This is a genomic window from Streptococcus sp. KHUD_010 (assembly GCF_040207525.1).
Classification (GTDB): domain Bacteria; phylum Bacillota; class Bacilli; order Lactobacillales; family Streptococcaceae; genus Streptococcus; species Streptococcus hominis.
In genome coordinates, this window is sequence record NZ_CP157941.1 from 541,471 (window position 1) to 567,779 (window position 26,309).

At 38.6% G+C, this 26,309-nt stretch carries 24 protein-coding genes and 1 pseudogene; 19 read left to right on the forward strand and 6 right to left on the reverse strand.

The genetic code is table 11. From position 1 onward, the window contains the following. Positions 1-34 precede the first annotated feature (34 nt). Positions 35-2,314, reverse strand: coding sequence for an ATP-dependent Clp protease ATP-binding subunit (locus ABKA15_RS02695; protein ID WP_049513098.1), 2,280 nt, complete (start codon positions 2,312-2,314; stop codon positions 35-37). A gap of 238 nt (positions 2,315-2,552) precedes the next feature. Here ABKA15_RS02695 and ABKA15_RS02700 point away from each other — a divergent pair, with 238 nt between their 5' ends. The 5 genes from ABKA15_RS02700 to ABKA15_RS02720 all read left to right on the forward strand — a co-directional run bounded on the left by ABKA15_RS02700 (position 2,553) and on the right by ABKA15_RS02720 (position 6,324). Beyond that, positions 2,553-2,783, forward strand: a complete 231-nt coding sequence (locus ABKA15_RS02700) for a DUF1797 family protein (RefSeq protein WP_003023686.1) — start codon at positions 2,553-2,555, stop codon at positions 2,781-2,783. A 164-nt stretch (positions 2,784-2,947) separates the two neighbouring features. Then, positions 2,948-3,424 (forward strand): ferrous iron transport protein A, encoded by a 477-nt coding sequence (locus ABKA15_RS02705; protein WP_049513097.1) that lies wholly within the window; start codon positions 2,948-2,950, stop codon positions 3,422-3,424. Continuing rightward, entirely contained in the window at positions 3,421-5,565 is a 2,145-nt protein-coding gene (gene feoB, locus ABKA15_RS02710; protein ID WP_049513095.1) for a ferrous iron transport protein B, read from the forward strand. The genes ABKA15_RS02705 and feoB overlap by 4 nt, the downstream gene beginning before the upstream one ends. A gap of 8 nt (positions 5,566-5,573) precedes the next feature. Continuing rightward, entirely contained in the window at positions 5,574-5,708 is a 135-nt protein-coding gene (locus ABKA15_RS02715) for a FeoB-associated Cys-rich membrane protein (protein WP_003030194.1), read from the forward strand. A 73-nt stretch (positions 5,709-5,781) separates the two neighbouring features. Beyond that, positions 5,782-6,324, forward strand: a complete 543-nt coding sequence (locus ABKA15_RS02720) for a ClbS/DfsB family four-helix bundle protein (protein WP_049513093.1) — start codon at positions 5,782-5,784, stop codon at positions 6,322-6,324. A 483-nt stretch (positions 6,325-6,807) separates the two neighbouring features. On the opposite strand, the gene ABKA15_RS02725 is transcribed toward ABKA15_RS02720, so the two are convergent. Genes ABKA15_RS02725 through ABKA15_RS02735 form a run of 3 tightly spaced genes read right to left on the reverse strand, consistent with a single transcriptional unit; the run spans position 6,808 to position 10,171 of the window. Then, complete coding sequence (locus ABKA15_RS02725) at positions 6,808-8,196, reverse strand: ABC transporter permease (RefSeq protein ID WP_350015377.1); 1,389 nt, start codon at positions 8,194-8,196, stop codon at positions 6,808-6,810. A 23-nt stretch (positions 8,197-8,219) separates the two neighbouring features. Continuing rightward, a complete protein-coding gene (locus ABKA15_RS02730; RefSeq protein WP_003030192.1) occupies positions 8,220-8,867 on the reverse strand; it encodes an ABC transporter ATP-binding protein in 648 nt (215 codons plus the stop codon). Positions 8,868-8,878: 11 nt separating this feature from the next. After that, positions 8,879-10,171 (reverse strand): FtsX-like permease family protein, encoded by a 1,293-nt coding sequence (locus ABKA15_RS02735; protein ID WP_049477045.1) that lies wholly within the window; start codon positions 10,169-10,171, stop codon positions 8,879-8,881. Between the two features lie 267 nt (positions 10,172-10,438). On the opposite strand from ABKA15_RS02735, the gene ABKA15_RS02740 reads away from it, so the two are divergent. From ABKA15_RS02740 to ABKA15_RS02770, 7 genes are all read left to right on the forward strand, one after another. Then, positions 10,439-11,293, forward strand: a complete 855-nt coding sequence (locus ABKA15_RS02740) for a bifunctional methylenetetrahydrofolate dehydrogenase/methenyltetrahydrofolate cyclohydrolase (protein WP_049513089.1) — start codon at positions 10,439-10,441, stop codon at positions 11,291-11,293. An 85-nt stretch (positions 11,294-11,378) separates the two neighbouring features. Continuing rightward, on the forward strand, positions 11,379-12,224 hold the full coding sequence (locus ABKA15_RS02745) for an NAD(P)H-hydrate dehydratase (protein WP_049513087.1): 846 nt from the start codon (positions 11,379-11,381) through the stop codon (positions 12,222-12,224). A 74-nt stretch (positions 12,225-12,298) separates the two neighbouring features. Beyond that, complete coding sequence (locus ABKA15_RS02750) at positions 12,299-13,279, forward strand: LacI family DNA-binding transcriptional regulator (RefSeq protein WP_049513085.1); 981 nt, start codon at positions 12,299-12,301, stop codon at positions 13,277-13,279. Between the two features lie 149 nt (positions 13,280-13,428). Further along, complete coding sequence (locus ABKA15_RS02755; RefSeq protein WP_049513083.1) at positions 13,429-14,742, forward strand: sugar ABC transporter substrate-binding protein; 1,314 nt, start codon at positions 13,429-13,431, stop codon at positions 14,740-14,742. 87 nt (positions 14,743-14,829) lie between these two features. Further along, positions 14,830-15,714 carry a sugar ABC transporter permease gene (locus tag ABKA15_RS02760; protein WP_049513081.1) on the forward strand — a complete coding sequence of 295 codons (885 nt, stop codon included), beginning with the start codon at positions 14,830-14,832 and terminating at the stop codon, positions 15,712-15,714. Position 15,715: 1 nt separating this feature from the next. Beyond that, positions 15,716-16,567 (forward strand): carbohydrate ABC transporter permease, encoded by an 852-nt coding sequence (locus ABKA15_RS02765; protein ID WP_049513079.1) that lies wholly within the window; start codon positions 15,716-15,718, stop codon positions 16,565-16,567. Between the two features lie 7 nt (positions 16,568-16,574). Then, entirely contained in the window at positions 16,575-18,038 is a 1,464-nt protein-coding gene (locus ABKA15_RS02770) for a glycoside hydrolase family 32 protein (protein ID WP_049513077.1), read from the forward strand. 94 nt (positions 18,039-18,132) lie between these two features. Here ABKA15_RS02770 and ABKA15_RS02775 read toward each other — a convergent pair whose 3' ends face one another. Together ABKA15_RS02775 and ABKA15_RS02780 are read right to left on the reverse strand one after the other, a co-directional pair. Next, positions 18,133-19,362, reverse strand: a complete 1,230-nt coding sequence (locus ABKA15_RS02775; protein WP_049513075.1) for an acyl-CoA thioesterase/bile acid-CoA:amino acid N-acyltransferase family protein — start codon at positions 19,360-19,362, stop codon at positions 18,133-18,135. A gap of 44 nt (positions 19,363-19,406) precedes the next feature. Continuing rightward, a complete protein-coding gene (locus ABKA15_RS02780) occupies positions 19,407-19,868 on the reverse strand; it encodes a MarR family transcriptional regulator (RefSeq protein WP_049513073.1) in 462 nt (153 codons plus the stop codon). Between the two features lie 268 nt (positions 19,869-20,136). Between ABKA15_RS02780 and ABKA15_RS02785 the strand changes: the two are divergent. From ABKA15_RS02785 to recN, 7 genes and pseudogenes are all read left to right on the forward strand, one after another. Beyond that, positions 20,137-20,850 (forward strand): annotated as a pseudogene (locus ABKA15_RS02785) (TraX family protein). Between the two features lie 127 nt (positions 20,851-20,977). Then, positions 20,978-22,318: an exodeoxyribonuclease VII large subunit gene (gene xseA / locus ABKA15_RS02790; RefSeq protein WP_049513068.1), complete on the forward strand. Its 1,341-nt coding sequence runs from the start codon at positions 20,978-20,980 to the stop codon at positions 22,316-22,318. After that, the gene (locus ABKA15_RS02795) at positions 22,296-22,508 is read left to right on the forward strand and encodes an exodeoxyribonuclease VII small subunit (RefSeq protein WP_003041167.1); all 213 of its coding nucleotides are present in this window, start codon (positions 22,296-22,298) and stop codon (positions 22,506-22,508) included. Before xseA ends, ABKA15_RS02795 begins: the two co-directional genes overlap by 23 nt. Further along, a complete protein-coding gene (locus ABKA15_RS02800) occupies positions 22,505-23,407 on the forward strand; it encodes a polyprenyl synthetase family protein (protein ID WP_049513065.1) in 903 nt (300 codons plus the stop codon). Before ABKA15_RS02795 ends, ABKA15_RS02800 begins: the two co-directional genes overlap by 4 nt. After that, positions 23,373-24,188 carry a TlyA family RNA methyltransferase gene (locus tag ABKA15_RS02805; protein WP_049513064.1) on the forward strand — a complete coding sequence of 272 codons (816 nt, stop codon included), beginning with the start codon at positions 23,373-23,375 and terminating at the stop codon, positions 24,186-24,188. The genes ABKA15_RS02800 and ABKA15_RS02805 overlap by 35 nt, the downstream gene beginning before the upstream one ends. Further along, a complete protein-coding gene (locus ABKA15_RS02810) occupies positions 24,181-24,612 on the forward strand; it encodes an arginine repressor (protein WP_049513062.1) in 432 nt (143 codons plus the stop codon). The genes ABKA15_RS02805 and ABKA15_RS02810 overlap by 8 nt, the downstream gene beginning before the upstream one ends. Before the next feature lie 7 nt (positions 24,613-24,619). Beyond that, the gene (recN, locus tag ABKA15_RS02815; RefSeq protein WP_049513060.1) at positions 24,620-26,278 is read left to right on the forward strand and encodes a DNA repair protein RecN; all 1,659 of its coding nucleotides are present in this window, start codon (positions 24,620-24,622) and stop codon (positions 26,276-26,278) included. The last annotated feature ends 31 nt before the right edge of the window (positions 26,279-26,309 follow it).

The following is a 26,309-nucleotide window of genomic DNA, read 5'->3' on the forward strand; positions in this document are numbered from 1 at the left end:
TGACATCGACCCACTACAGTTGACAAAGAGCCGTTTAATTAGCATTGTCATCTGCTGGTGTTTGGATTTCTTTGCCGGCTTCGTTTTCAGCTTTTTTAGCTGATTTGATGACAATCTTGCCGTTGCTTGTCATGACAGCCTTGAGTTCTTTTTCACTTGGGTGTTCAAGGTAGTAATCAGTAATGGCGTCTTCGATGTGATCTTGGATTGTCCGACGGAGCGGACGAGCTCCCATTTTCGGATCGTAACCCAAATTAACTAATTTTTCTTTGACTTTGTCTGTCACGTCGAGGTGAATGTCATTTGTTGCAAGCCGTTCATTGACATCTTCAAGCATCAAGTCTACGATTTTTAGGAGATTTTCCTTATCAAGGGACTTGAATTCGATAATACCGTCAAAGCGGTTCATAAATTCTGGACTGAAGAAGTTGCCTAATTCACCGAGAACAGAGTTAGTCCGTCCTTCACGCGCTGCTCCAAAGCCAACATTTGCTTCGACTTTGCCAGTACCAGCGTTTGAAGTCATAATGATAATCGTATCTTTAAAGCTAACTGTGCGCCCTTGTCCGTCTGTCAGACGTCCGTCATCAAGAACTTGCAGGAACATGTGCATGACATCTGGGTGCGCTTTTTCTACTTCGTCAAGTAAAATGAGAGAGTAAGGATTGCGGCGTACGCGCTCTGTCAATTGTCCGGCTTCTTCGTAGCCAACATAGCCTGGAGGTGCTCCAACGAGTTTGGCTACGCTGTGTTTTTCCATATACTCAGACATATCAAAGCGAATCATGCTGTCAGATGAACCAAAGAGCTCAATCGCTAATTGTTTAGAAAGTTCTGTTTTACCGACACCGGTTGGTCCGACAAAGAGGAAGGAACCAATTGGTCGATTAGGAGAGCCAAGCCCGACACGATTACGGCGAATAGCTTTGGCAATTTTATCAACGGCATCATCTTGACCGATGACATGAGCTTTCAAATCATCAGCTAGACTAATTAGTTGCGATTGTTCCTTTTCTTTTAGGTCACCAACTGGGATATTTGTTTTTTGCTCAATGATATGCTCAATGGTTTTTTCACTGATAATAGGTGTATCTTGGTCTGCCATTTTATTTTGCTGCATTTCTTTGTATTTGGCAATTTGGTCACGGAAATAGGCAGCTTTTTCAAAATCTTCATCACGAGTAGCTTGTGCCTTGAGATTTTCAGCTTCTACCAAGCGTTGATCAATGACTTTTGGATCGACAAAGTTAAGTGTCAGATTCATTTTAGAACCTGCTTCGTCCAGCAAGTCAATAGCCTTATCTGGCAAGAAACGATCTTGGATATAACGATTGGATAAGACAGCTGCCGCTTCAATGGCATCATCTGTGTATTTGACGTGGTGATAGTCTTCGTATTTCTTTTGAATACCTTTGAGGATAGTGATCGTTTCTTCAACTGTTGGTTCATCAACTTTTACAGGCTGCATACGGCGTTCCAGTGCTGCATCTTTTTCGATAATGCGATACTCATTGAGAGTTGTGGCACCAACTAATTGAAGCTCACCGCGAGCAAGAGCGGGTTTTAAGATGTTGCCAGCATCCATATTGCCATCTCCAGCTGCACCAGCTCCAACGATTTCATGGATTTCATCAATGAATAAAATCACATCCTGACGAGAACGGATTTCTTCCATGAGTTTTTGCATTCGTTCTTCAAATTGACCACGGATACCAGTTCCTTGCACTAGGCTGACTACATCTAAACGGATGACTTCTTTTCCTTGGAGTTTGTGTGGAACATCACCGTCCACAATCTTCTGGGCCAAGCCTTCTACAACAGCTGTTTTACCGACACCGGGCTCTCCGATGAGGACAGGGTTGTTCTTCGTCCGACGGTTGAGAATTTCAATGACGCGGACGATTTCCTCATCACGACCGATGACAGGGTCAATTTCACCGCGCCGAGCAAATTCGGTTACATTGATACCAAATTCTTCTAGGAGGCCTTTAGGCTGTTGCGGAGCTTGCTGGCGTGCACCTCCACCTTGATTGGAACCGTAACCTCCATTGCCGTAACCGCCTCCAGATTGAGTCGGAGGGGTTTGTGGTTCTTGATGGTTTTGAAAATTCCCGAGATTACTAAAGAAGTCATCAAAAGGATCTAAGTTGTTTTGATTATTCATATTAGTCATTCCACGAAATAGAGCATTATTGGGGTCTGTTTTCATGATTTGATAACAATTTTGACAGAGGTCGACTTGGTGTTGTTTTCCATTCACATTTGTGTAAAGGTGAATGGTTGATTCATTTATTTTACAGTTTTGACAAAGCATACGCTACCTCTTTCTTTTAAAATTTGCTTGACGGAAATCAATTGGTCAACAATAGTCAAACTTCTTAGTTTTATTATATCAGTATTCTAAAACATTGCAAGAATAAAGTGTTAAAAGACAGATTTTTGTACTGAAGCGTTTCATTTTGTGTTAAATTTATCAAAAACAGGGCTTTTACTAGTATTTCATCTTTCATTTGTGGTAAAATAGTAACGTATAAATGAATAGGAGAAGGAAAATGGAATCACATTTAGTAAGAATTATCAATCGTTTAGATGCTATGACAAAAGATGGCGGCAATTTGAAACGTAATTTTGAACGTGACGGGGTTGTTGTAGCAGAAGTAGCTTATAGCTATGATGAAGAAAATGGCTCAGTATTCACTCTTCGCGATGTTGCAGCGCGTGAAACCTATACTTTTGATAGCATTGATTTGATTGCTATGGAAATTTATGAATTGTTGTATTAATTTGCTAGTCTCTAATAAGATATCCTCTAGGCACCTGCTTAGGGGTATTTATTTTGCAATAATTTTTGCCTATCTACCTTAGAATTGTCAGAAATTCTTAGAAAAAAGTGGTATACTAATGGTGATAGTAAGCATATTTCTTGACAAACAGAAAAGGAGATAGTATGGATTTATCTCGGATAACATTATTAACAGAATATGAAATTGTCGGAATCGATCTGGAGGAAGCGAGCGTCCGTCATTTAGCAGATTTAGGGATTAAGATAGGCAGTTTGATTCAAATCATTTCAAAAACAAATGATACAGCCATTCTCTTAGTTCGAGCTGCTAGGATTGCTTTGGACAAATCTATTTTGGAAAAGTTGGACGTTGTTCTGAAAGATAGCAATCGCTCAGCTCTTCCTTTATCTGAGTTAGCTGTTGGAGATGTGGCGTATATAGAAGCAATTCATGCAGAGGGTGCTTTAAAACGGAGGCTGATGGACATGGGCTTGACGAAAAATACAAAAGTTCAGTTGCAGAAGGTTGCACCATTAGGTGATCCACTAGAAATTAAGTTGAGAGGCTACGATTTGACATTGAGAAAGTCAGAAGCGAGTCTGGTTAGTGTTGTGAAAGGTGAAAAGGAAGCAAAAGGATGAAAGAATTAGTGCTTGCGGGAAATCCGAATAGTGGAAAGACTAGTTTATTTAACATTCTAACCGGTAGTAGCCAGCATGTGGGAAATTGGCCTGGGGTAACGGTTGAAAAGAAAAGTGGGTTATTTCGCAAAAATAAAGAAATCATTATCCAAGACCTACCGGGAATTTACTCCTTGTCTCCTTATACATCAGAGGAAATGGTCAGTAGAAATTATTTTTTAAGTGGTAACGCGGATGCTATTTTGGATGTGGTTGACGCGACCAATTTAGAGCGGAATCTGTACTTGAGTTTGCAATTGATTGAGACGGGGATTCCAGTTGTGCTGGCTTTAAATATGAGCGATGTCGTTGAAAAACAAGGGAAATGGATTGATACGACTAAATTAAGCTACCAACTGGGTGTGCCGGTCGTAGCGACCAGTGCTTTGAAAAAGACAGGGATTGACCAAGTCATGCAGCAGGCCATGCGAGTGATGAACCAGACAGAGGAGGAGGTTTATCCAGCTTACGACAATCATTTTGAAGCGGCTTTGTCAGAAATTATCCGTATTTTGGGGAATGCAGTACCTCAAAAACAAGCTCGTTTTTATGCCATTAAGCTTTTTGAACGCGATAAAGAATTATCTGAACAGCTGGCATTGTCTGATTTTCAAAAAACAGAGATTGAAGATGCGATTCGGATTACGGAAGAAATCTACACAGAAGACTCAGAGAGTATTGTTGTCAATGCGCGGTATGAGTTTATTGAGGTAGCCGTTAAAATGGCTCTGCAAGCTGATGTCAATCAATTGAGTTTGTCGGATAAGATTGACCGTATTGTGACCAATCGTTATTTAGCCTTGCCGATTTTTGCAGTTGTTATGTGGCTGGTCTATTTTCTCTCCATTCAAACGATTGGAACAATGGGAACCGATTGGACAAACGATGTCCTCTTTGGAGAATGGATTCCAAATGGTATTAAATCACTGCTAGAGCAATTAGCTGTAGCCGACTGGCTTCAATCTTTAATTATTGATGGGATTATCGCAGGCTGCGGAGCTGTGCTAGGCTTTGTGCCTCAGATTTTCGTCTTGTTTGTCTGCTTGGGCATCTTGGAAGACATCGGCTATATGAGCCGGATTGCTTTCGTCATGGATCGTCTATTTAGACGGTTTGGGTTGTCTGGAAAATCCTTTATCCCCATGTTGATTTCGACGGGATGTGGCGTTCCTGGTGTCATGGCGAGTAGAACCATTGAAAATGAACGTGACCGTAGGATTACGATTATGACAACAACCTTTATGCCTTGTTCTGCCAAATTACCAATTATTTCTTTGATTGCTGGAGCGTTCTTCCCTAATAATCCTTGGATTGCACCAAGCGCTTATTTTATCGGAATGGGAGCCATTGTCTTATCAGGGATTGCTTTGAAAAAGACAGCGAGTCTTGGTGGAGCAGTAGCGCCCTTTATCATGGAGTTGCCGAGTTACCACCTGCCACAAGTCAAGACGGTTTTGCGCTATGCTGGTCAAAAGGCTTTGAGCTTCATTAAGCGTGCTGGAACGATTATCTTTGTGACCAATATTTTCATTTGGTTTGCTAGTTCCTATAACTTTGGCTTGCAGGTAGTTGAAACGGAAGACAGTATCCTAGCGGCATTAGGAAAAGGGCTGGCTTGGATCTTTAGCCCTCTTGGCTTTGGCAATTGGCGAGCAACGGTTGCGGCTATTACGGGCTTATTGGCTAAGGAAACGGTGATCTCGACTTTTGGAATCTTGTATAAAGTGACAGACGCGACAGAGACTACGAAAGAACTATGGAGCAATCTCCAACAGCATTATACGGCACTTTCCGCCTACTCATTCCTTATCTTTAATCTGCTCTGCGCTCCTTGTTTTGCAGCGATTGGTGCTATTCATCGGGAAATGGGCAATGCTAAATGGACGTGGATTGCTATTTCCTTCCAAACCCTACTGGCTTATAATGTCAGTCTTGTGATTTACCAATTCGGGCAAGTCTTGCTGTATGGAAAAGGAATTTCAGTTTGGAGTATTTTTGCACTTATCGTTATGGTAGCTGGTCTGTACTTCATCTTTAGAAAAACGCGCAAAGAAAAAGTAGAGGTTATCACTTTAGATAGTCTGGCACATCAAACAGTATAGGAGAAACTATGTCAACGATTATTGTATTTGTTATTATTTTATTTCTAGCAGGTGCAGCTATGCACCATATCATTAAGGGAAAAGGAAGTTGTGGCAATTGCGACTGCCAATGTGAAATCAAAGAAAAAATGAGACATAAATAAAGAGAAAACTAAAAATATGACAGAGGTTGTCAGGTCATTTGTTGTATGATTTATTAAAAAAGGAGAACATAACATGGTAAGACCTACTAGCAAGACTGAGTTGATCAGTGCAGCGACGCAGCAATATGCAAAGCTGCAGTCATTGATTTCCCAATTAACAGAAGAAGAGTTAAAGACTCCATTTGATTTTTCAAAAGATGAAAAAAAGAAAGAGGCGCATTGGAAGAGGGATAAAAACCTCAGAGATGTTCTCATTCATCTTTATGAGTGGCAGCAATTGCTTTTGGATTGGGTGCATTCCAATCGAAATGGTGTCGAAAAATCGTTTTTGCCAGCACCTTATAATTGGAGAAGCTATGGTGAGATGAATGTGGCATTTTGGCAAAAACATCAACAGACACCGCTAGAAAAAGCAATCAAGTTGCTTCATCAATCACAGGAAAAAGTGCTAACCCTGGCTGAAACCTTTACAAATGAAGAGCTGTTTTCAAAGAGCGTTTATAAATGGGTTGGTGGGAGTACCCTTGGCTCCTACTTTGTCAGCTGCACATCGAGTCACTACGACTGGGTCATGAAGAAGCTGAAAGCACATCAAAAGAACTGTAAAAATCAGTAAACAATCAGTAGGACTGGCAGCAAAAAAGAGGGCAACAATAGGCAAGTGAGCCACATCCAATGTGCTTCATTTCGTCCGTCGGTCTGACGGAGTAAATCAAAAGAGTTTCACCTCGTCCGCCGGGCTGACAGAGCAAACCAAAATAGTTTCATCTCATCCGCCGAGCTGATGGATTAAACTAGAAGTCGTTCAACTCGTCCTCCGAGCTGACGGAGCCAATCAAAACAGTTTCATCCTGTCTGCCGGGTTGATGGAGCAAACCAAAAGTAGTTCATTTCGTCCGCCGGGTCGACGTGGTAAACTAAAAGTCATTTATCTTTTCGACTGGGTCGACAGAGCCAATCCAAAGCGGTTCATTTTATCGACCAAGTCGACAAAGAGAACCTCACGTCATTTCATCCGAGAGTCAGTCCAGCTGTCTATAAAATAAATCGGTCCGTCAGCTAAGTTGACGGACCGATTTTGTCTGAACTCATTGATCTCTTATTTGCTGTTATCTCCCATTAGCAAGTCTTTTGGTTGCTTACTAAGGAGCGTGATTGAAGCAATGAGGACGGAAACAATGATAATGGCAAGTCCAAAGATGACCACCTTGGTCATATCATCAGGAGATACATGTACATTGAGGCTAGTGAGGGTCTTGTTAAAGCCATCCACTTCAGCCCCGCCTCCAAGATTGGCGCTCTTACCTTCTCGAGCTAGTTTTTCAGCAATACCACTGGTAACTTGTTTTAAAATGCTATTTCCCATCACCTTGCTGACAGCACTACCTGCAAAGTAAGCACCAATGAAGCTAAAGACGCTGACAGATAGTACTTCGGTCATAAATTGGAAGAAAATCTTTGTTTTGCTAATTCCCATTGAAAGCATGATTCCCATTTCTTTTCTACGACCATTGATCCATAAGAACAAGACTAGCGTAAGAACAATCGCTCCAAAGATTAGAGTTCCGATTAAGAGGTTTCCAGTAACGCCGTAAATACCGTTAATAGAAGATTGAAGTGCTGGGAAGTTGCTTGTACTCTTAACAAGGGTGTAGGCTTCCCAATCAATAGATGATATTTCTTTTACTTTCGCCATCACTTTATCAATATCTTGGCTACCATTTACAAAGAAAGTAGCATCTTGATAAATAGCGTTTTTATCTGTTGAACCTTGTAAAGTTTTAGTCGTTTCTAAGTCTGTGATAAAGGTATTTTCATACAATTCTTGAGGACTAGAAACGCCTCCTTTATTTTTCCCGTCAAAAATTCCGATAACTGTCACTTTAGTCGTTTTATTAGCTTTGCGAACGTTATCATAGTCATAAGTATTCGATTTTATATTAATCGTATCGCCGACTTTAAGTTTGTTCTTTTCTGCAAAATCTTTATGAATTAAAGCAACATTTTTGTCATTTTTGTTGATATGTCTACCTTCAACTAGTTTGAAGGTTTCTGCGGTAAATTTATCATCTTTAGATGAATCGTTGATACCTGTTGCCATAACGGAACGGCCGAATTTTTGTTTTCTATCTTCGCTTTCAAAGTCGGTTTCTCCAGATTTAACCAACTGGTGATCAATTAAGTCAGCGACAACATTCATTCGCTTGATATAACCAGAGATACCTTTAACTTTTTCCACAGCTTCGATATTTTCGCCTTTAAGATTTCCTGCTCCGCGAGGGGTACCTTGGTTCACTTCGCGGTTAATTTGCATTGAGAAACTGCTAGTGATATTTTTGAAAGTCTCTTTTGAAGCGGCGTCTGTTGCATTTTTAACAGCAATACTGCCAAGTGTTAAAGTAGAGATGGCTAACAGGATTAAAAAGATAATCAGTGTTTTTATTTTTTTGCGCCATACATAGGCAAGAGCGTTCTTTATCGTTAACATATAATTTCTTCTCCTTGGAGGTCTTATTTATAATTCTTAGTGACTTCGACTAAGTTCTTATTGCTTAACTCTAAGACGACGTCTGCTTTATTAGCTAACTCTTTGCTGTGTGTCACCACAATCACACATTTATTTTTTTGTTTAGCTGATTTAATTAGGACTTCAATGATGTCCATGGCAGTACCTTCATCTAAGTTCCCAGTTGGTTCATCTGCTAAGATAATTGGTGCTGTAGATGCAAGAGCGCGTGCAATAGCTACCCGTTGCTGCTGGCCACCTGATAATCGTAATACGTTACGATGGATTTCTTTTTCGTTGAGTCCAAGTTGTAGTAAGCTATCTTTATTTGCTTGAGAATTTACGAGTCGAACATTCTCCATCGGAGTTAAGTAATCGATTAAATTATAATTTTGGAAAACCAGGGAGATTTGTTTCCGTCTGTGATGGTTATAGCCTTTTTGAGCGATGTCTTGATCTTCAAAGAGGATTTTTCCTTTTGTAGGAGTATCAAGTCCTGCAAGAAGGGAAAGCAAGGTTGATTTACCTGCACCAGATTTCCCTATAATAGCATAAAATTTTCCTTCTTCAAATGAAGCTGTGATTTGATTCAATACATTTTCTTGTAGGCTATTGTATTGGTAACTAACTGAATCCATTTTTAAAATTGTCATGTTTTGTCTCCTTAACTTATATCGGTTAAAATATCTTTTGGTTTTTTATGTAGGATAATAGAAGATGAACCTACTACTGCAAGTAAAATAATGATGAGCAGTATTCCATAAGTCATCAGAATAGTAGAGGTATGTAAGTGTGGAACGATATTTTCAAAAATAGCGGATGAGCTATCTTGTTGTTGACCGCCTTTTATAAACCCTTTGAATACCATAGTGGAAATATAAGAGCCACTAATAGAAGCTAGTGCCATACTAAATACTGATATGATAACCAGTTCTAGTATGAATTGAGAGATAATCATCGCTTTTGAAATACCGAGAGATAATAGTACTCCGATTTCATAAATTCTTTCTCTCAACCAGAACATGAGAATCAAGGAAAGAACGATGATACTTCCAATAATGATACTGAAAGTTAAAACATTAATAATCTGTTTGAAACTGGTAACAGAAGAAGAAACTGCTTCAAAAGCCTTAGAATTTTTAACAAGATCCGTTTGCTTCCAATCAATTTTTGACTTTTTGACTGTATTAATGACTTTATCAATTTGATTTGGATTTGATACGAAATAAACGGCTGCAGATAATTTATAATCAGCTGGTTTGTAGCCTTGTAAGTGTTGGCTCGATTCATAGTCCATATAGACAGTATTTTCTGTCGCATCTGAGCTTAAACCTGTTTGTTTCTCTTCTTTTTTTCCGGAGAAGATACCAGCAATTTCAAACTCTACTTCATGGAGTTGTTTAGCATCCTCATCCTTTAAGGAGGCTCCCTTTAGTTTTAGTTTATCTCCAACTTTTAAATGGTTCTTTTTAGCTAATTTTTCATGGATGAGAATCTTGGATTTATCGCCTTTACGAATTGGCTTTCCTTGTTCAAGTTTGAAAACACCACTTGCAAAGGTTGTTTCTAGAGTAGAATCACTTGTTCCTAATGCAGCAACCAGATTGTTGAGGACAGGGTTTTGATTGTCTCTTGTAACACCTTGTTTTTTCTTAACAACAGTTTTATCTGTCAAACTTGCTAAAGCATCGTATTTGAAGTTGAATTTTGAAATTTCTTTATTCTCAAGTAATTTTTCTGCTGTTTTTAGTGAAAGTGGTCGTTCAAGTGTTTTACTAGTTATGGTAAAGCCGGTATTAGATGCGTCATAGATTTTCTTTTCGATATTATTAGTCGTTCCCATAATAGAAAAGCTACTAGTTAAGGCAGTTGAAATGAGAGTAAGTATCAGAAATACAAGAAGAGTTTTAACTCTTTTTCTACTGATGTAATTCAAAGCCTGCTTGGCTATTTGCATAATTTTCTTCCCTTCTATATATTTTTAAACTAAATCGGTACCGTGTTCTATATTAAAGCAGTTACCTTAAAATAGTTTTAAGGTTTAAGGTAATTTTAAGTTTTTTGGCTCCTTTTTTTCTGTTTTTTGTGTAAATTTTCATAAAATGGTAGAAAAAGGGGGAAAGACAAGGTTGGTTTCGCTCTATAACTTTCTATAAAAAAGTCTATAGGGCAAATGAATGAATTTCTGCTATAATAGAATGAAGAAAATAGAAATGAGAGTTATATGGCAAAAATAATTGACGGAAAAGCTTTGGCAGAAAAATTACAAGCACAATTAGCGGAGAAAGTTCGTAAACTAAAAGACCAAACAGGCTTGGTACCTGGACTTGTAGTGATTTTAGTGGGCCATAACCCAGCTAGTCAAATCTATGTGAGAAATAAAGAGCGGTCAGCTTTGGCTGCAGGACTGCGAAGTGAAGTGGTGCGTCTGCCAGAAACAACAACCCAAGAAGAGCTGCTGATTTTGATTGAAAAGTACAATCAAGATCCAGATTGGCATGGGATTTTAGTTCAATTGCCGCTGCCAAAGCATATTGATGAAGAAGCGGTGCTGTTAGCGATTGATCCCGATAAAGATGTGGATGGCTTTCATCCGATGAATATGGGACGCCTTTGGAGTGGTCATCCTGTCATGATTCCCTCCACACCTGCTGGCATTATGGAAATGTTTCATGAGTACGGTGTAGAATTAGAAGGTAAACGTGCGGTGGTCATTGGGCGGAGTAACATTGTCGGAAAGCCCATGGCACAGCTTTTACTTGCTAAAAATGCAACAGTAACTCTGACGCATTCACGAACACATCATTTATCAGAGATCACAAAAAAAGCTGATATTTTGGTTGTCGCCATTGGTCGTGGTCACTTTGTGACGAAAGATTTTGTCAAAGAAGGCGCGGTCGTGATTGATGTTGGCATGAACCGTGATGAAAATGGTAAATTGATTGGTGATGTGAAATTTGATGAAGTATCTGAAATCGCGAGTCTCATCACTCCTGTACCAAGAGGGGTTGGTCCGATGACCATTACCATGCTCATGGAGCAAACCTATCGAGCTTGCAAGCGGAGTTTGAAGAAATAGAATGCGACACGTCTATTTCTTTTATGGTAAAACAAAGGTAAACAAGGGTGTCACTTCTCTACTGGCATAGGTGAAGGGAGCAAACATGGAAGTAGTAGACTATACATTATTGAAAAAGATTATTCAGCCGCGTGCGCTCAATAGTCACAAGGGAGATTACGGTCGTTTGTTGTTGATTGGCGGGACGTATCCTTTTGGTGGAGCGATTATCATGGCAGCCTTAGCTGCAGTTCATAGCGGAGCTGGTCTAGTGATGGTTGCGACGGATAGAGAAAATATCGCAGCTGTTCACGCTCATTTACCAGAAGCTATGGCTTTTGATGTACAAGATAAAAAGCTATTGACCGAGCAAGTCCAAAAAGCAGATGTAGTATTGATTGGACCAGGTTTAGCTGAAAGTAAACTTGAAAAAGCCACTTTGCGGTTGATAGTGGAACTGGTCAGTAAACATCAAGTCTTCATCATGGACGGTGGGGCTATTTCCCTCTTTAGCAAAGAAGCTCTGCCATTTCCAAAAGCACAGACGATTTTTACCCCACATCAAAAAGAGTGGGAGCGGTTGAGCGGACTAAAGATAGCTGAGCAATCAGTTGAAAAAAGCCAAGAAGCTGTTAATTCCTTCCCTGCTGGAACTATCGTTGTTCAAAAGAAGCACGGAACGACTATTTTCCAAAGTGGAAATGGGAACCATTTTCAACTGACTATTGGTGGCCCTTATCAAGCAACGGGCGGCATGGGAGATACTCTGGCAGGGATGGTTGCGGGCTTTTCGGGACAGTTCAAGAGTAGTTCTTTACTGGAACGTGTAGCAGCAGCAGTCTATCTCCATTCAGCCATTGCAGAGGAATTAAGCAAAGAAAACTATGTAGTCTTGCCAACGGAAATCAGCAAAGAAATCCCTAAGTGGATGAGGAGACTATGTCAGTCATAATGAAATTTATAAAAAAATATCTTGTCTTTAAAGTGGCTGCGTGGTAACATAAAAAGAAAGGAGGGAGGTTAATTATGAAAGCGACAATGAAAGATGTAGCTGAGCTTGCTGGAGTGGGAGTCGGAACAGTTTCACGCGTCGTGAACGGTTATCGAGTGAAAGATTCTACCTACCAAAAGGTTCAAGATGCTATTCAAACGTTGGATTATACTCCAGATGAATATGCTAGAGGTCTAAAAACGAATCGAAGTAATATTGTTGCTTTAATTATTCCAACGATTTGGCATCCTTTTTTCTCTGAGTTTGCTTATCATGTCGAAAAGGAATTGTTGAAAAATCATTATAAATTATTTATTTGTAATGCAGATGGGGACGCAGCTAATGAAATTGAGTACATTGAGATGCTGGAAAAAAATAAAGTAGACGGTATTATCGGGATTACTTACTCAGATATTGATCGTTACATTTCTTCTAGCCTTCCCTTTGTCAGTTTTGATCGTCATTTCTCAGAAAATGTATGTTATGTGACTTCAGAAAATTATATTGGTGGACAGATTGCAGCAAAAGAACTATTGGGACATGGAGCTAAACAATTAGCATATATAGGTGGAACTAATATTCATGAAAATGAAACGACGCAACGGAAAAAGGGGTTCTATGCAGAAGCAAGAGCACAAGGGTATTCAGTTTTGAAATTGGACATGCCAGAACCACTGTTTAAACCCGAGCAGCAAATTGAAAATTTTTTAGTAGCGCATCCGCAGATTGACGGCATTTTTACAGTCAATGATTTTATGGCACTAGATGTCATGAAAGTAATGGAAAAATTGGGGAAAGTTGCTCCCCAGGATTATCAGATTATTGGTTTTGACGGTTTGCGTAATGCAGCAGACCAGACCTACCTACTCTCAACAATTGCGCAATCGTTGGATTTAATAGCACAAGCTGCGGTTAATTTATTGCTTCGCTTGATTGCGAAAGAAAAGGTTACTGAGTCAAGAATTACGATTCCAGTTCATTTTGAAGAGGGTAGTACAACAAAAAAAGTGATTTGATAAAAATTTCATAAAAAGTATTGACTTTTTATGAAAGCGCTGTTATAATAAAATCATAAAATTTGAAACGTTTCAAAAATCATAAAAAGGTCCAATGACCTTTCTGTTTAGCAGAAGTTTTGAAACGTTTCCAAAAAAAGGAGAAGCATATGCGTAAAGGTATTGTTCTATCAATGGTTACAGCTTTGTCAATCGGAGTGTTAGCTGGCTGTAGCGGAGGCTCTAATAAGAACTCTAAAGGGACATCGAACGATGTGAAGGTTTGGGTTCAATTTTCCGACGAGACTGCTGAAGGAAAAGCTTGGGAAAAAGTTGTTCAAAACTTCAACAAGAAATATAAAGGAGAGTATAAAGTCACGACAGAGTATATTCCTCGTAGTGGAAGTGGAGGCGGATACGAAGATAAGGTTAATGCCGCTATTTCAACAAACAGTCTTCCTGATGTGATTACACTTGATGGTCCCAATACAGCAGCTTATGCAAAATCAAAAGTTATTGCGCCATTAGATGAGTATCTAAAAGACAATAATATGGATGATGTTCTTGACAGTATTAAACAACAAGGAACTTACAATGGGAAATTTTATGCATTTGGCTATTCAGAATCAAATGTTGGTGTTTATTACAATAAGAAAATGTTCAAAGAAGCTGGTATAGATGAAGCAAGTCTACCAACTTTGAAAAAACCATGGACATGGGATGAATTTAAAGCAATTAGTCAAAAGTTGAAAGATCACTTTAAAGAAGCTGCAATTGACTTCCGTCTTAACTCCAACGACGAAATGTTGCCATATGCTTATATGCCTCTTATCTGGTCAAATGGTGGTACAGTTGTCAATAAAAATGGAACAAAAGCTGAAGGCTATTTCAATGCTAAAGAAAGCGTAGAAGCGGTTCAATTCATTCAAGACCTTGTTAAGCAAGGATATACGACAGTTAGTCCAGTTGAAAAAGGATTTGAAACAGGAAAATATCCAATGGTTTTGAGTGGATCATGGACAATTGCTGATTTACAAACCAACTATAAAGATATTGATTTTGGAATCTTGCCTTATCCTGTTTCTAATAAGACAAAGAAACTTGTCTCTCCTTCAGGAAGTTGGCAATTAGCAGTTACTACAAAATCTAATAAAAAAGCGGCTGCAGCTGAGTTTGTTAAATTTGCAACCAATACAGAATCAAGTGAAATCCTAAGTTTGGGAAATAGCGTTTTGCCAATTCGTAAATCAACTATCAAGAATATGCAAAACAAGGTATCTGAACCGATGAAATTCTTGATGGAACAAAATGCAACAACAGCTCATGCACGTCCAGTTGTTGTAGCTTACCCACAAGTGTCTCGTGCCTTCCAACAAGCTATGCAAGATATTAGTTATTATAAGGAAAACCCAAGTGTTCAAAAAGTACTGGATTCACGTGCAAAAGAAATGCAAACAGCAATTGATGATGCCTTGAACAAATAGAAATCATTCAATCTATGAGATGAGGCAAAAGCCTAAAAATAGGTTATGCTTCATCTCTGTTTTTATTTCAAAAAGAAGGAGATTGTCATGGCTCAAAAGAAGCGTCAGAAATTAAAAGAAAATTTATTGGGTTACGGTTTTTTATCACCTGCACTGATCCTTTTGCTGATTTTCTTAGTCATTCCGGTTGGAATGGTAATTTATTATGCCTTTACTGATTATTATTTATTAACACCGGACGAGCGTAAATTTGTTGGATTAGCTAATTTCGTTCGTTTGGCTAAAGATCCGACCTTTCTAAAAAGTGTCTTAAATACAGCGCAATTTGTTGTTTGGATTATTCCGGTTCAGCTAGGTGCGGCTCTTGGAATGGCTTTGATTGTCAATAAAAAGCGGAAAGGAAATATGTTTTTTAAAGTTGCATTTTTTGCTCCGGTTGTTATGTCTTTGGTTGTCATTTCAATTTTGTGGTTGTATTTGCTTAATCCAAATAATGGTTTATTAAATGCTTTATTAAATAAAATCGGCATTGCTTCTCAGCCATTTTTAAGAAGTCCTAAGCAAGCGATGTATGCGATTGTGTTTGTCTCAGCTTGGCAAGGTGCAGGCTATCAAATGTTACTTTTTCTTAGCGGAATGCAAAATATTCCTCAAGATGTCTATGAAGCTGCAGAGTTGGATGGTATCACAAAGTGGCAACAATTTCGTTATATCACCATGCCGCTTTTAAAGCCAACGGCCTTGTTTGTATTGCTGACAACCTTAATTTCAGCTTTCAAATTGATTGTACAGCCAATGGTTATGACGCAAGGTGGTCCGATGAACTCTACGATTACCATGGTTTACTACATTTACCAACAAGGTTTCACTGACCGTTTAGTAGGTTATTCTAGCTCTATTGCCCTAGTGTTTACAACTTTGATTGGTATGATTAGTCTTGTGCAAAGACGTGTCTTAAAGGAGGATGAATGATATGAAACGAAAAAGAATAAAACCAAGTACTATTCTGGAATACATCCTCTTGCTTTTGTTAGCAGCACTCTTTCTCTTTCCAATGATTTGGATGGTTGTGTCTTCCATGAAGCCAGAGGCAGATGTTTATAAAAATTTAACTGGTTGGCAGGCCTTTTTACCTAGTCTGAATCCAGCCAATTGGTTTAAACCATACCAAGAAGTATTGGCACGGTTCAGTATTTTAACCTATCTAGCAAATAGCTTGTTTTACGCTGGAACATTTGCTCTTGGGTCAATCATTATTAATTCATTGGCAGGCTTTGCTTTTGCTAAAATTAACTTTTCAGGGAAAAAATATCTATTTGGTTTTCTTTTGGGGTTACTGATTATTCCAATGGAGACCATGCTGATTCCTCAATTTACAATTATCAATGCTCTTGGATTAGTCAATAATCGTTTAGCGGTTATTATTCCAGGTCTAGCAAGTGTTTTTAATATCTATCTTTTTAGAAATTTCTTTATTGCTATTCCAGAGGAGATTATTGAATCTGCCAGAATGGATGGGGCTAGTATTTTACGAATTTTCTTTCGGATTATGTTACCAATGTCAAAACCAGCAATTGCAACAGTAGGTGTCCTCTCTTTTATTTCTAGCTGGAATGACTATATTTGGCCTTTGATGGTGTTAACAGATTCTTCAAAATTTTCCATGCAAGTCGCCATTACCACAATTAATACGACACAGCCTGTTTATATCAATCAAGTAATGGCTGTGCTAACCATTTCAACTATTCCACTGATTTTGGTTTATATCGTTGCTCAAAAATATATAATCCAAGGTTTGGGTGGTTCAGGTACAGGGATTAAGTAGGTGAGGTATGAAAGAAAAAATAAAAAAAGCAAACGAATATATAGCTAACCACCATCATCAAGTAGTGGAACGATATAGAGGGAGATTTCATCTATTGCCACCAATTGGCTGGATGAATGATCCTAATGGTTTTGTCTATTTCAAAGGGGAATATCATCTCTTTTATCAATTTTACCCTTACGATAGTGTCTGGGGTCCCATGCATTGGGGACATGCAAAGTCAACGGATTTGCTCCATTGGGATGAACTACCGGTTGCCTTAGCACCAAGTGAAACCTACGATCAAAACGGTTGTTTTTCAGGGAGTGCGTTGGTTGTGGATGATAGACTGGTGCTTATCTATACAGGACATGTCGAAGATGGTGAGACACGGTTAGAAACGCAATGTATTGCGATATCTGAAGATGGTATTATCTTTGAGAAATACGATGGAAATCCTGTTATTTCACAAGAACATATTCAAGGAATTGCAGATACTGCAGATTTTCGAGATCCAAAAATATTCAAATATAGGAATGTCTACTATACCGTCGTAGCTTCTAAAACACCTGATTCACGAGGGCAAATTCTGTTATTTGAATCGGAGGATTATTTCAATTGGCACTTCAAATCCGTTCTTCTGGAAGGAAATCAGGAAGAAGGAATTATGTGGGAGTGTCCAGATTTGTTTGAATTAGACGGTAAATGGGTACTGATGATGTCGCCGATTGAAATGAAACGGCAGCAATATCAGTATTGGAATATCAATTCAACATTGGTCTTTATTGGAGAAGTAGATTGGGAAATTGGACGATTTAAAGTCGAACAGAAACACGAATTAGATGGTGGGTTGGACTTTTACGCTCCGCAGACCTGCGTGAATGATGCAGGAGAGCGCTATCTGGTTGCTTGGATGCAGATGTGGCATCGAACCATTCCTCCTCACGAACTGGGACATGGGTGGTCCGGTATGATGACCCTACCTCGTAAGCTTTCTATAAAAAATAATGGCTTGTATCAGGAAATCCCTCAAAGTTTATTTCAACAGTTGGATTTACAGGAAAAGATTGTTTTACAGGATGAGGAAGCTATTTTATACCTTGTGAACAGTGTAAAACAGCAGCAGTATATTCGGCTAAAACTAGAACGATTAGCTGAATTTGAACTTCAATATGCTAAAAACGAGAACAATCAGTTTATTAAAATTGCTTACTCTCAAGAAAATCAAGTATTGGAGCTCAGCCGTGTAGAAGTGGGATATGCGATTAAAGGCAAGGAAGAGCCCTATTCTGACACTCGCTATATGAAGTTGACATCATTGGAAGAGCCCTTCATATTGGAACTTGTCCGCGATACAAATTCTTTAGAGTTATTTGTCAATGGTCGAACCATGTCTATGACTTTTTATGAAAAAGAAATGGCTTCTAATTTGGTGCTGAGACGCAAAGAGAAGTCAATAAAGGGTTGTTTAGAATTATATAATATTTCTTAACTTTATGACCTTTATTTCACAAATTGCTCCTTATAAAATGACCCAATCGAAAAAACGATTGGGTTTTATTTATTAGCTAGGGCCTTATTGATAGCTATAAATTATTTTGGAAAAACTCAACTGTTTTTCTCCAAGAATCAATGCTATCTTGAAGCAATCTTTCCCAAGGAGTTTGATGATAACGATGATTTCCTTGATAAGCAACTGTTAACATATGCCCGCTATTAGGATAGATGGCTAAATCCGAGACATAATTTTGATTGACCTTTTTAAGAATATTTAAAGATGCTTGATAGGCTGGCCAAATTTCATCATTTGGAGATGCAATTAGTAAAATATCAGCTTGTATTTTTTCCACAGGGATGAGACTTTGCTGACTAAACCTATAAGCTTGCTTAAATAATTTTTGTTTTATCAACTTTGTTATGGAAAAGGCTGTGTAAGGCAGTTCGTTATGCTGATAAGTCCAAGAAGAATGATTTGAGTTTTTCCATCCATTTAAGCCTTCTAAGATAGCCATAGTTGGAGAATTTAATACTAAGCAGTCTATATCTGAAAATAGAGAAGCAGCTATTAAAGCAAATTCAGCACCTTTTGACCGACCATAAAGTCCTATTTTATCAGAAGCAATAAAATCTTTTTCTTTAAGAAAATCAATTGCCTCTTTAATGATTTCTAATGGAATTTTATTTAGATTTTGATGTAAACTATCTAAACCAAAGTAGGCAAGTGCTAAACATGCAAAACCATGATTTGATAATAGCTGAGCGATGTTTTGTGCTTTTTCAATTCTACCCTCGCTTCCACTAAGTACAATGATAGCAGGTATATTATTTTGATTCTTTTTACAGAAAAATCGACCAAATGCTTGATTAAATTTCACTTCTTGTTGAATGGAATTTGACTCCAAATAGTATCTTTTAAATTGAATTTTTGCTAGTATTTCCTCTTTTTGAAGTACTTGAATTTGTAAATGAAAGTCAGAAAATAAGGGAATATCTTTGATATTTTTAGACAGTTGTCTTTTTTTCTGACTTGTTGGTTGGAGATTGAAAAATAACCCCATTTCATTTATTCCCTTATAAGAACCAGAAATAGCAGGAGTTTTATTTAGAGAGATACTTCCTTTTGCATCGGTCAGAAAAGTAGCTTGAGACTGCCAAAGAGTATCAGGAGGCAAGGTTATTGATGCATTGATATTATAATAGTCCCGACTGCTCATTTGGACAATTGCTTCTTGGTAAGGATGTAAACCAGTAATGTTTATATTAAAAGGTGAATCAGCTAATTGATTTGGACTTTCTACAAAAATTTCTACTACCATTTTAACTCCTTTTTGTTAAGTCGCTTAACATATCGATAAAATAATTAATCTAACCATGGCAAAGTTTGCCATAATGTCTTTGTTTCTTCCATTAATTTTTCAAATGCGTGAATTGTTTCAGGCGGATAATGATTCAAAAGTTTTAATAGTTCTTGATCAAGATATTGCTGTTGCTCTTTATGAATTTTTAAAATTTTTTGACCTGTATCAGTTAGAACTAATTGATACCCGATTTTAGAGATAGGAGATGGCAACTTTTTAACAAGATGCTTTGTTTCTAATCTTCTTATCATCTGACTAATAGCAGAACGAGAAATATTTTGACGTTTAGAAAGTTCTATCATGGAAATTTTGTCATTTTTGCCAATTTCGACAATTGTATGAATTTCTGCCAATGTTAAATCTTTAAATTGCCTGATAAAATGTTGCTGCTTTTCTAATTGCAAATAAGCTTGTATAAACGATTGAAATGATTGATTGAAAGAATAAAGCTCTTTTCTGTCCATAAATTCCTCTTTGTTAAGTTGCTTAACATTATATCAAAAATTTTTTAGAAAAGTCAATAGTATAAGTTTGTCTTACAAAAATGTCACTTTTCTTTCTGAAAATGTAAGTTTATGTAATGGAAAGAATGGGAAATTTTCGGTAAGATTATGCTTGTTGAAAAAATGAAATGGAGAATTTATGATGTTACAATCTTTAAAGAAAGTATCGAATGCAACGAACTTGAAATTTTTAGCTATTTTTCTTATGTTTTTAGATCATATCCACGAAATGTTTAGTGCTTTTGGCGCTCCGATGTGGCTAACAATGCTCGGGCGCATCGTTTTTCCTCTTTTTATGTTTTTGGCAGCTGATAGTTTTTATTATACGCATAATCGAAAAGATTATTTGAAACGGTTGCTCTTTATGACATGGTTTATGATTATTGGGGACATGATTGTCAGTTACTTTTTCACTAATGGTCAAGTTGGGCTGGCGAATAATGCTTTTGGCGCCTTTTTTAGCGGGCATATCTATCTGTGCTTGGGATTTGATGGTTGATGGTATGAAAGAAAAGAAACTTTATTCATTCTGGAAAGGTTAGGGCCTTTTCTTTTGCCGATTCTTCTGGCTCTGCCGGTCTTGTTTCTATCGAGTTATCTAACGAGTGAGAATGTACCACCTCTTATGGTTCAGATTATTTCCTTTTTTATCATAGCTATTCCGAACATTCTCGTGGTTGAAGGAGGGTATATCATGGTTTACCTTGGTCTTCTCTTTTATATTTTCCGCAGACACCGCATAGCACAAATGGTGATATTAGCACTAGTCTCTTTATTTGTGTATCTGACAGATCCAATGTCTGTACAATGGATGATGGTTTTTGCGATTGTTCCAATGTATTTTTACAATGGTGAAAAGGGGCGTGGTATGAAGTTGTTTTTCTACATTTTCTATCCTGTGCATATCTATCTTTTGTATATTTTGGCAAGTTTGTTGAGCTAGGCTCTGCTTAAGATATGGGAAACTAGTCTTTCCTTTTTCGTTGAGGGCTGGAAATGATTTTTTATAGATTGTTTGGTATAATAAAATTTATGAATAAAGAAGTATTACAGGAAATGAAAGGAGAGGAATGTCTGAGTATTTATCCGTGTCAACCTTGACCAAATACTTAAAATTAAAGTTTGATAAAGATCCTTATTTAGAACGAGTTTATCTGACGGGGCAAGTTTCTAATTTTCGTAGGCGACCTAATCACCAATATTTCTCTCTCAAAGATGAAAAAGCAGTCATTCAGGCAACAATTTGGGGTGGTGTTTATAAGAAGTTAGGTTTTGACTTGGAAGAGGGTATGAAGATTAATGTCATCGGTCGTGTTCAACTCTATGAACCAAGTGGATCTTATTCTATTATCATTGAAAAAGCGGAGCCAGACGGTATCGGAGCTTTGGCGATTCAGTTTGAGCAGCTCAAGAAAAAGCTAGGCGAGGAAGGGCTTTTTGAGGAGCGCTTTAAGCAAGCTTTACCGCAATTTCCAAAGAAAATTGGAGTAGTGACCAGTCCTAGTGGTGCAGTGATTCGTGATATTATAACGACTGTCAGCCGTCGTTTTTCGGGAGTTGAGATAATTCTTTATCCGACGAAGGTGCAAGGCGAAGGAGCGTCTGCTGAAGTAGCTGAAAATATTCGTCGTGCTAATGAGCGAAATGATTTGGATGTCCTTATTATCGGTCGAGGTGGTGGCTCAATTGAAGATCTCTGGGCGTTTAATGAGGAAGTGGTTGTCCGTGCAATTTTTGAATCTCACATTCCGATTATTTCGAGTGTAGGGCATGAAACGGATACGACCTTGGCAGATTTTGTTGCGGATAGACGGGCTGCAACGCCGACTGCGGCTGCGGAATTAGCAACACCTGTAACAAAGTTGGATCTCCTAGCACACTTGCAGCAGCAACAAAATCGGTTAGCAGCCGCCATGTCTAATCGTCTTACTTACAATCGTGAGCGACTAGCTAAGCTGAGTCAGTCTGTCATTTTTCGACAACCAGAACGACTATATGATAGCTACCTGCAAAAATTAGATCAACTAAATTTACGGCTCAAGCAAAAAATTCGCGAATATTATAACGAGGAAGTGCAGCGAGTAAGGCTTTTACAACATCGTTTGGAGGCTCTAGCTCCCTTAAGGCAGGTTCAGATTTATCAAGAGCGTGTAGCTCAGTTGGAACGGCTTCTGCGCAGCAATATGGCAGTCGTTTATGATCATAAAGTGGCTGAAGTCAAGCGTCTGTCTGACGCTTTGCTCATGCTGGATACTAGCCGAATTGTGGCTCGGGGTTATGCTATTGTCAAAAAAGATGAACAGGTGTTAGAATCTATTGAGAAAGTCAATAAAAAAGATCAATTAACCATTTTGATGCGAGATGGTCAGATAGAAGTTGAGGTAAAAAATGTCGAAAGAAAAGAAATTTGAAGAAAATTTAGCAGATTTAGAAGTTATTGTACAGAAGTTAGAAAACGGGGATGTTCCTTTGGAAGAAGCGATTTCTGAGTTTCAAAAGGGGATGCAACTTTCAAAAGAATTGCAAAAAACATTGGATCAGGCAGAAAAAACGCTAGTAAAAGTTATGCAGGCTGATGGCACAGAAACGGAAATGGAATGAAACAAGACGAAAAATTAGCTAGAATTGGACAAACTATTGAAGGATTTTATGCTCAAAAAGTGGTATCCGCTGATTTGATAGAAGCAATCCTCTATTCTGTTAATGCAGGCGGTAAGCGAATTCGTCCTCTTTTGCTTTTGGAATTATTAGAAGGTCTAGGAATGGAACTGACAGAAGCACATTTCCAAGTGGCAGCAGCGCTTGAAATGATTCATACAGGTAGCTTGATTCATGATGATTTGCCGGCTATGGACGATGATGATTATCGTCGTGGTCGCTTGACCAGCCACAAGAAATTTGGCGAAGCAATGGCTATTTTAGCAGGAGATTCTCTCTTTTTAGATTCTTATGCTTTGATCGCAGAAGCGGCACTACCTAGTCAAATCAAGGTAAACTTAATCGCAGAATTGTCGTTGGCGGCTGGAACTTTTGGTATGGTCGGAGGTCAAGCCCTTGATATGCAGGGCGAAGGAAAGGACATCAGTTTAGCAGAGCTACAGAATATTCATGCCAATAAAACTGGCAAACTCCTGACCTATCCGTTTGTTGCAGCAGGTTTGATTGCGGAAGTGGCACAGCTACAGCAGGAAAAATTGAAAGCAATAGGTCAGCTGCTGGGACTAGCTTTTCAGGTGCGAGATGATATTTTAGATATCACAGCGAGCTTTGAGGACTTGGGCAAGACACCGCAGAAAGATGTGGCAGCAGAGAAAGCCACCTATCCAGCTATTTTGGGCTTGGATGGTGCTAAGTATTTCTTTGAAGAACAGCTAGAGGAAACAGAGCATTTATTGGCAGAAGTAGAAGCAGAGCTAGCTTTTTCAGGTGCGGCTATCAGAAAGATAATAGAAAGTTTAAAACTCAATGACGAAAGAAAGAGTAGATGTTCTAGCTTATAAGCAAGGGCTTTTTGAAACAAGAGAACAGGCCAAGCGCGGTGTGATGGCAGGCTTAGTCGTTGCTGTTGTGAATGGTGAGCGTTTCGATAAACCTGGCGAGAAAGTTGATGAGACTATTGAGTTGAAGCTCAAAGGCGAAAAGCTCAAATATGTTAGCCGTGGTGGCTTAAAATTAGAAAAGGCTTTGCAGGTTTTTGAGATTTCAGTTGAAAATCAGGTTACGTTGGACATTGGGGCATCAACGGGTGGGTTTACGGACGTCATGCTGCAAAATGGTGCAAGGAAAGTCTACGCAGTAGATGTCGGCACCAATCAACTGGCATGGAAACTCCGGCAAGATGAACGCGTCATCAGCATGGAGCAGTTTAATTTTCGTTATGCCAAGGTAGTTGATTTTGAGGAGACACCTAGCTTTGCGTCCATTGATGTCAGTTTTATCTCGCTTGGTCTCATTTTGCCAGCTCTGTATAAGATTTTGGCTGAAAATGGAAAAGTTGTGGCTCTCATCAAACCTCAGTTTGAAGCAGGAAGAGAGCAGATTGGCAAAAATGGGATTGTGAAAGATAAAAAAGTGCATCAAGCAGTTTTAGAAAAAGTAACGGACTTTATGGTTGAAGCCGGATTTTCTGTCCAAGGTCTGGATTTCTCCCCTATTCAAGGTGGGCATGGGAATGTGGAATTTTTAGCCTATTTAGAAAAAAGTTCTCACCCAGAAAATCTAGTAAAAACAATGATTACAACGGTCGTAGAGACAGCACATAAGGAATTTAAAGATGAATAAAAAGGAAAGATTAGAAAAAATTAGACATTTTGTGTCGGACTATGAAGTTGGAACACAAGAAGCCATTGTAGAATATCTGAAGAAATCAGGAATTACAGCAACACAGGCAACCATTTCACGAGACATTAAAGAGCTGGGAATTGTCAAAATTCCGCAGAAGGATAACACCTATATCTATGAATTACCAAAATCAGCTAGTACGAGTTTGAAGTTAGCAGACAATAATATCTTAAAGTTTGAGCTATTGGGAAATATGATCAATCTCAATCTTGTCCCTGGAAGCACAGCTTTTGTGAAGCGACAAATTGTAGAAGATTTTTCTGATGACATTTTTAGTATTTTAGCCGATGATGACACAATCCTCCTTATTTTCCGTAATGAAGAAATGGCTCATCAGGTATTGGAAGAGATAAAAAATTGGTAGGTAGCCTATGTTACTTGAAATTTCCATTAAAAATTTTGCAATTATTGAAGAGATTTCCCTCAATTTTGAGCAAGGCATGACTGTTTTGACAGGTGAAACAGGGGCCGGAAAGTCTATTATCATTGATGCTATGAACATGATGCTAGGAAGCCGCGCGACAACAGATGTGATTCGTCACGGTGCATCAAAAGCAGAGATTGAAGGGCTGTTTGCGATTGAACAAAGTAAAGCTTTGGTTGAAATCTTTGAGCAGCAAGGGCTTGATATGACAGATGAGTTGATTATTCGACGAGAAATTTTCCAAAATGGTCGCAGTATCAGCCGTATTAATGGTCAAATGGTCAATTTGTCTGTCTTGCGAGCCGTTGGACAGCATTTAGTGGATATTCATGGTCAGCACGACCAAGAAGAGTTGATGCGTTCCCAGTTACATATTGCTATGTTGGACGAGTTTGGAGATGAAGTATTTTTTAAACTCAAAGCGGATTATCAGCAAACTTTTGATCAGTATCGTCAGTTGCGCAAGCAGGTCTTGACGATTCAAAAGAATCAAGAAGAAAATAAAGCGCGGATTGACATGCTGGAATATCAGATTGCAGAGATTGAAGCAGCTAATTTAAAAGCAGGTGAAGATTTAGCTTTAAATCAAGAACGTGATAAGTTGCTCAATCATAAGCAGATTGCAGACACTTTGACCAATGCTTATGCCATGCTGGATGATGAAGAATTTTCTAGTTTAGCAAATGTTCGATCTGCCATGAATGACATGGAAGCTATTGAAGACTACGACGCCACTTACAAAGAAATTGCGACCAACCTTTCTGAATCTTACTATGTGTTGGAAGATGTGACAAAGCGTTTGGAGGATATTCTAGAAGACTTGGATTTTGATGGTGGCCGTCTCTTAGAAGTAGAAAATCGCCTAGATTTAATCTATAGTATTACTCGCAAATACGGTGGTCAAGTAGATGATGTCCTAGCTTACTTTGAGCAGATTTCTAAAGAATATGCTCTACTTACTGGGAAAAATCTTTCATCAGATGATTTGGACAAAGAGCTGAAAAAGCTGGAAAAAGACTTGGTTTCTCTAGCAAGCAGTCTTAGTCAGGCTCGGCACGAATTAGCCCAGCAGTTAGAAGCAGAGATTCAGCAAGAACTGCAAGACCTCTATATGGAAAAGGCGAATTTTCGAGTTCAATTTACCAAGGGAAAATTTAGTCGTGAAGGAAATGAACACGTTGAATTTTATATTTCGACCAATCCCGGTGAAGACTACAAACCGCTCGTTAAGGTTGCTTCAGGAGGTGAATTGTCTCGTTTGATGTTGGCAATCAAATCTGCTTTTTCTCGTAAGGAAGGCAAGACTAGCATTGTCTTTGATGAAGTGGACACAGGCGTATCGGGACGTGTTGCGCAAGCTATTGCTCAAAAGATTCATAAAATTGGCTCAAACGGACAAGTCCTCGCAATTTCGCACTTGCCACAAGTGATTGCCATTGCAGATTATCAATTTTTCATTGAGAAAATATCTGATGAACATTCGACCGTTTCAATTGTTCGCTTGTTATCAGATGAGGAGCGTGTCGAAGAAATTGCCAAAATGTTGGCGGGTGAAAATGTGACCCAAGCAGCCCTCACGCAGGCTAGAGAGCTCTTGAAAAAATGAAACACTTCTTGGCTTGTGCTAAATGAGTTGT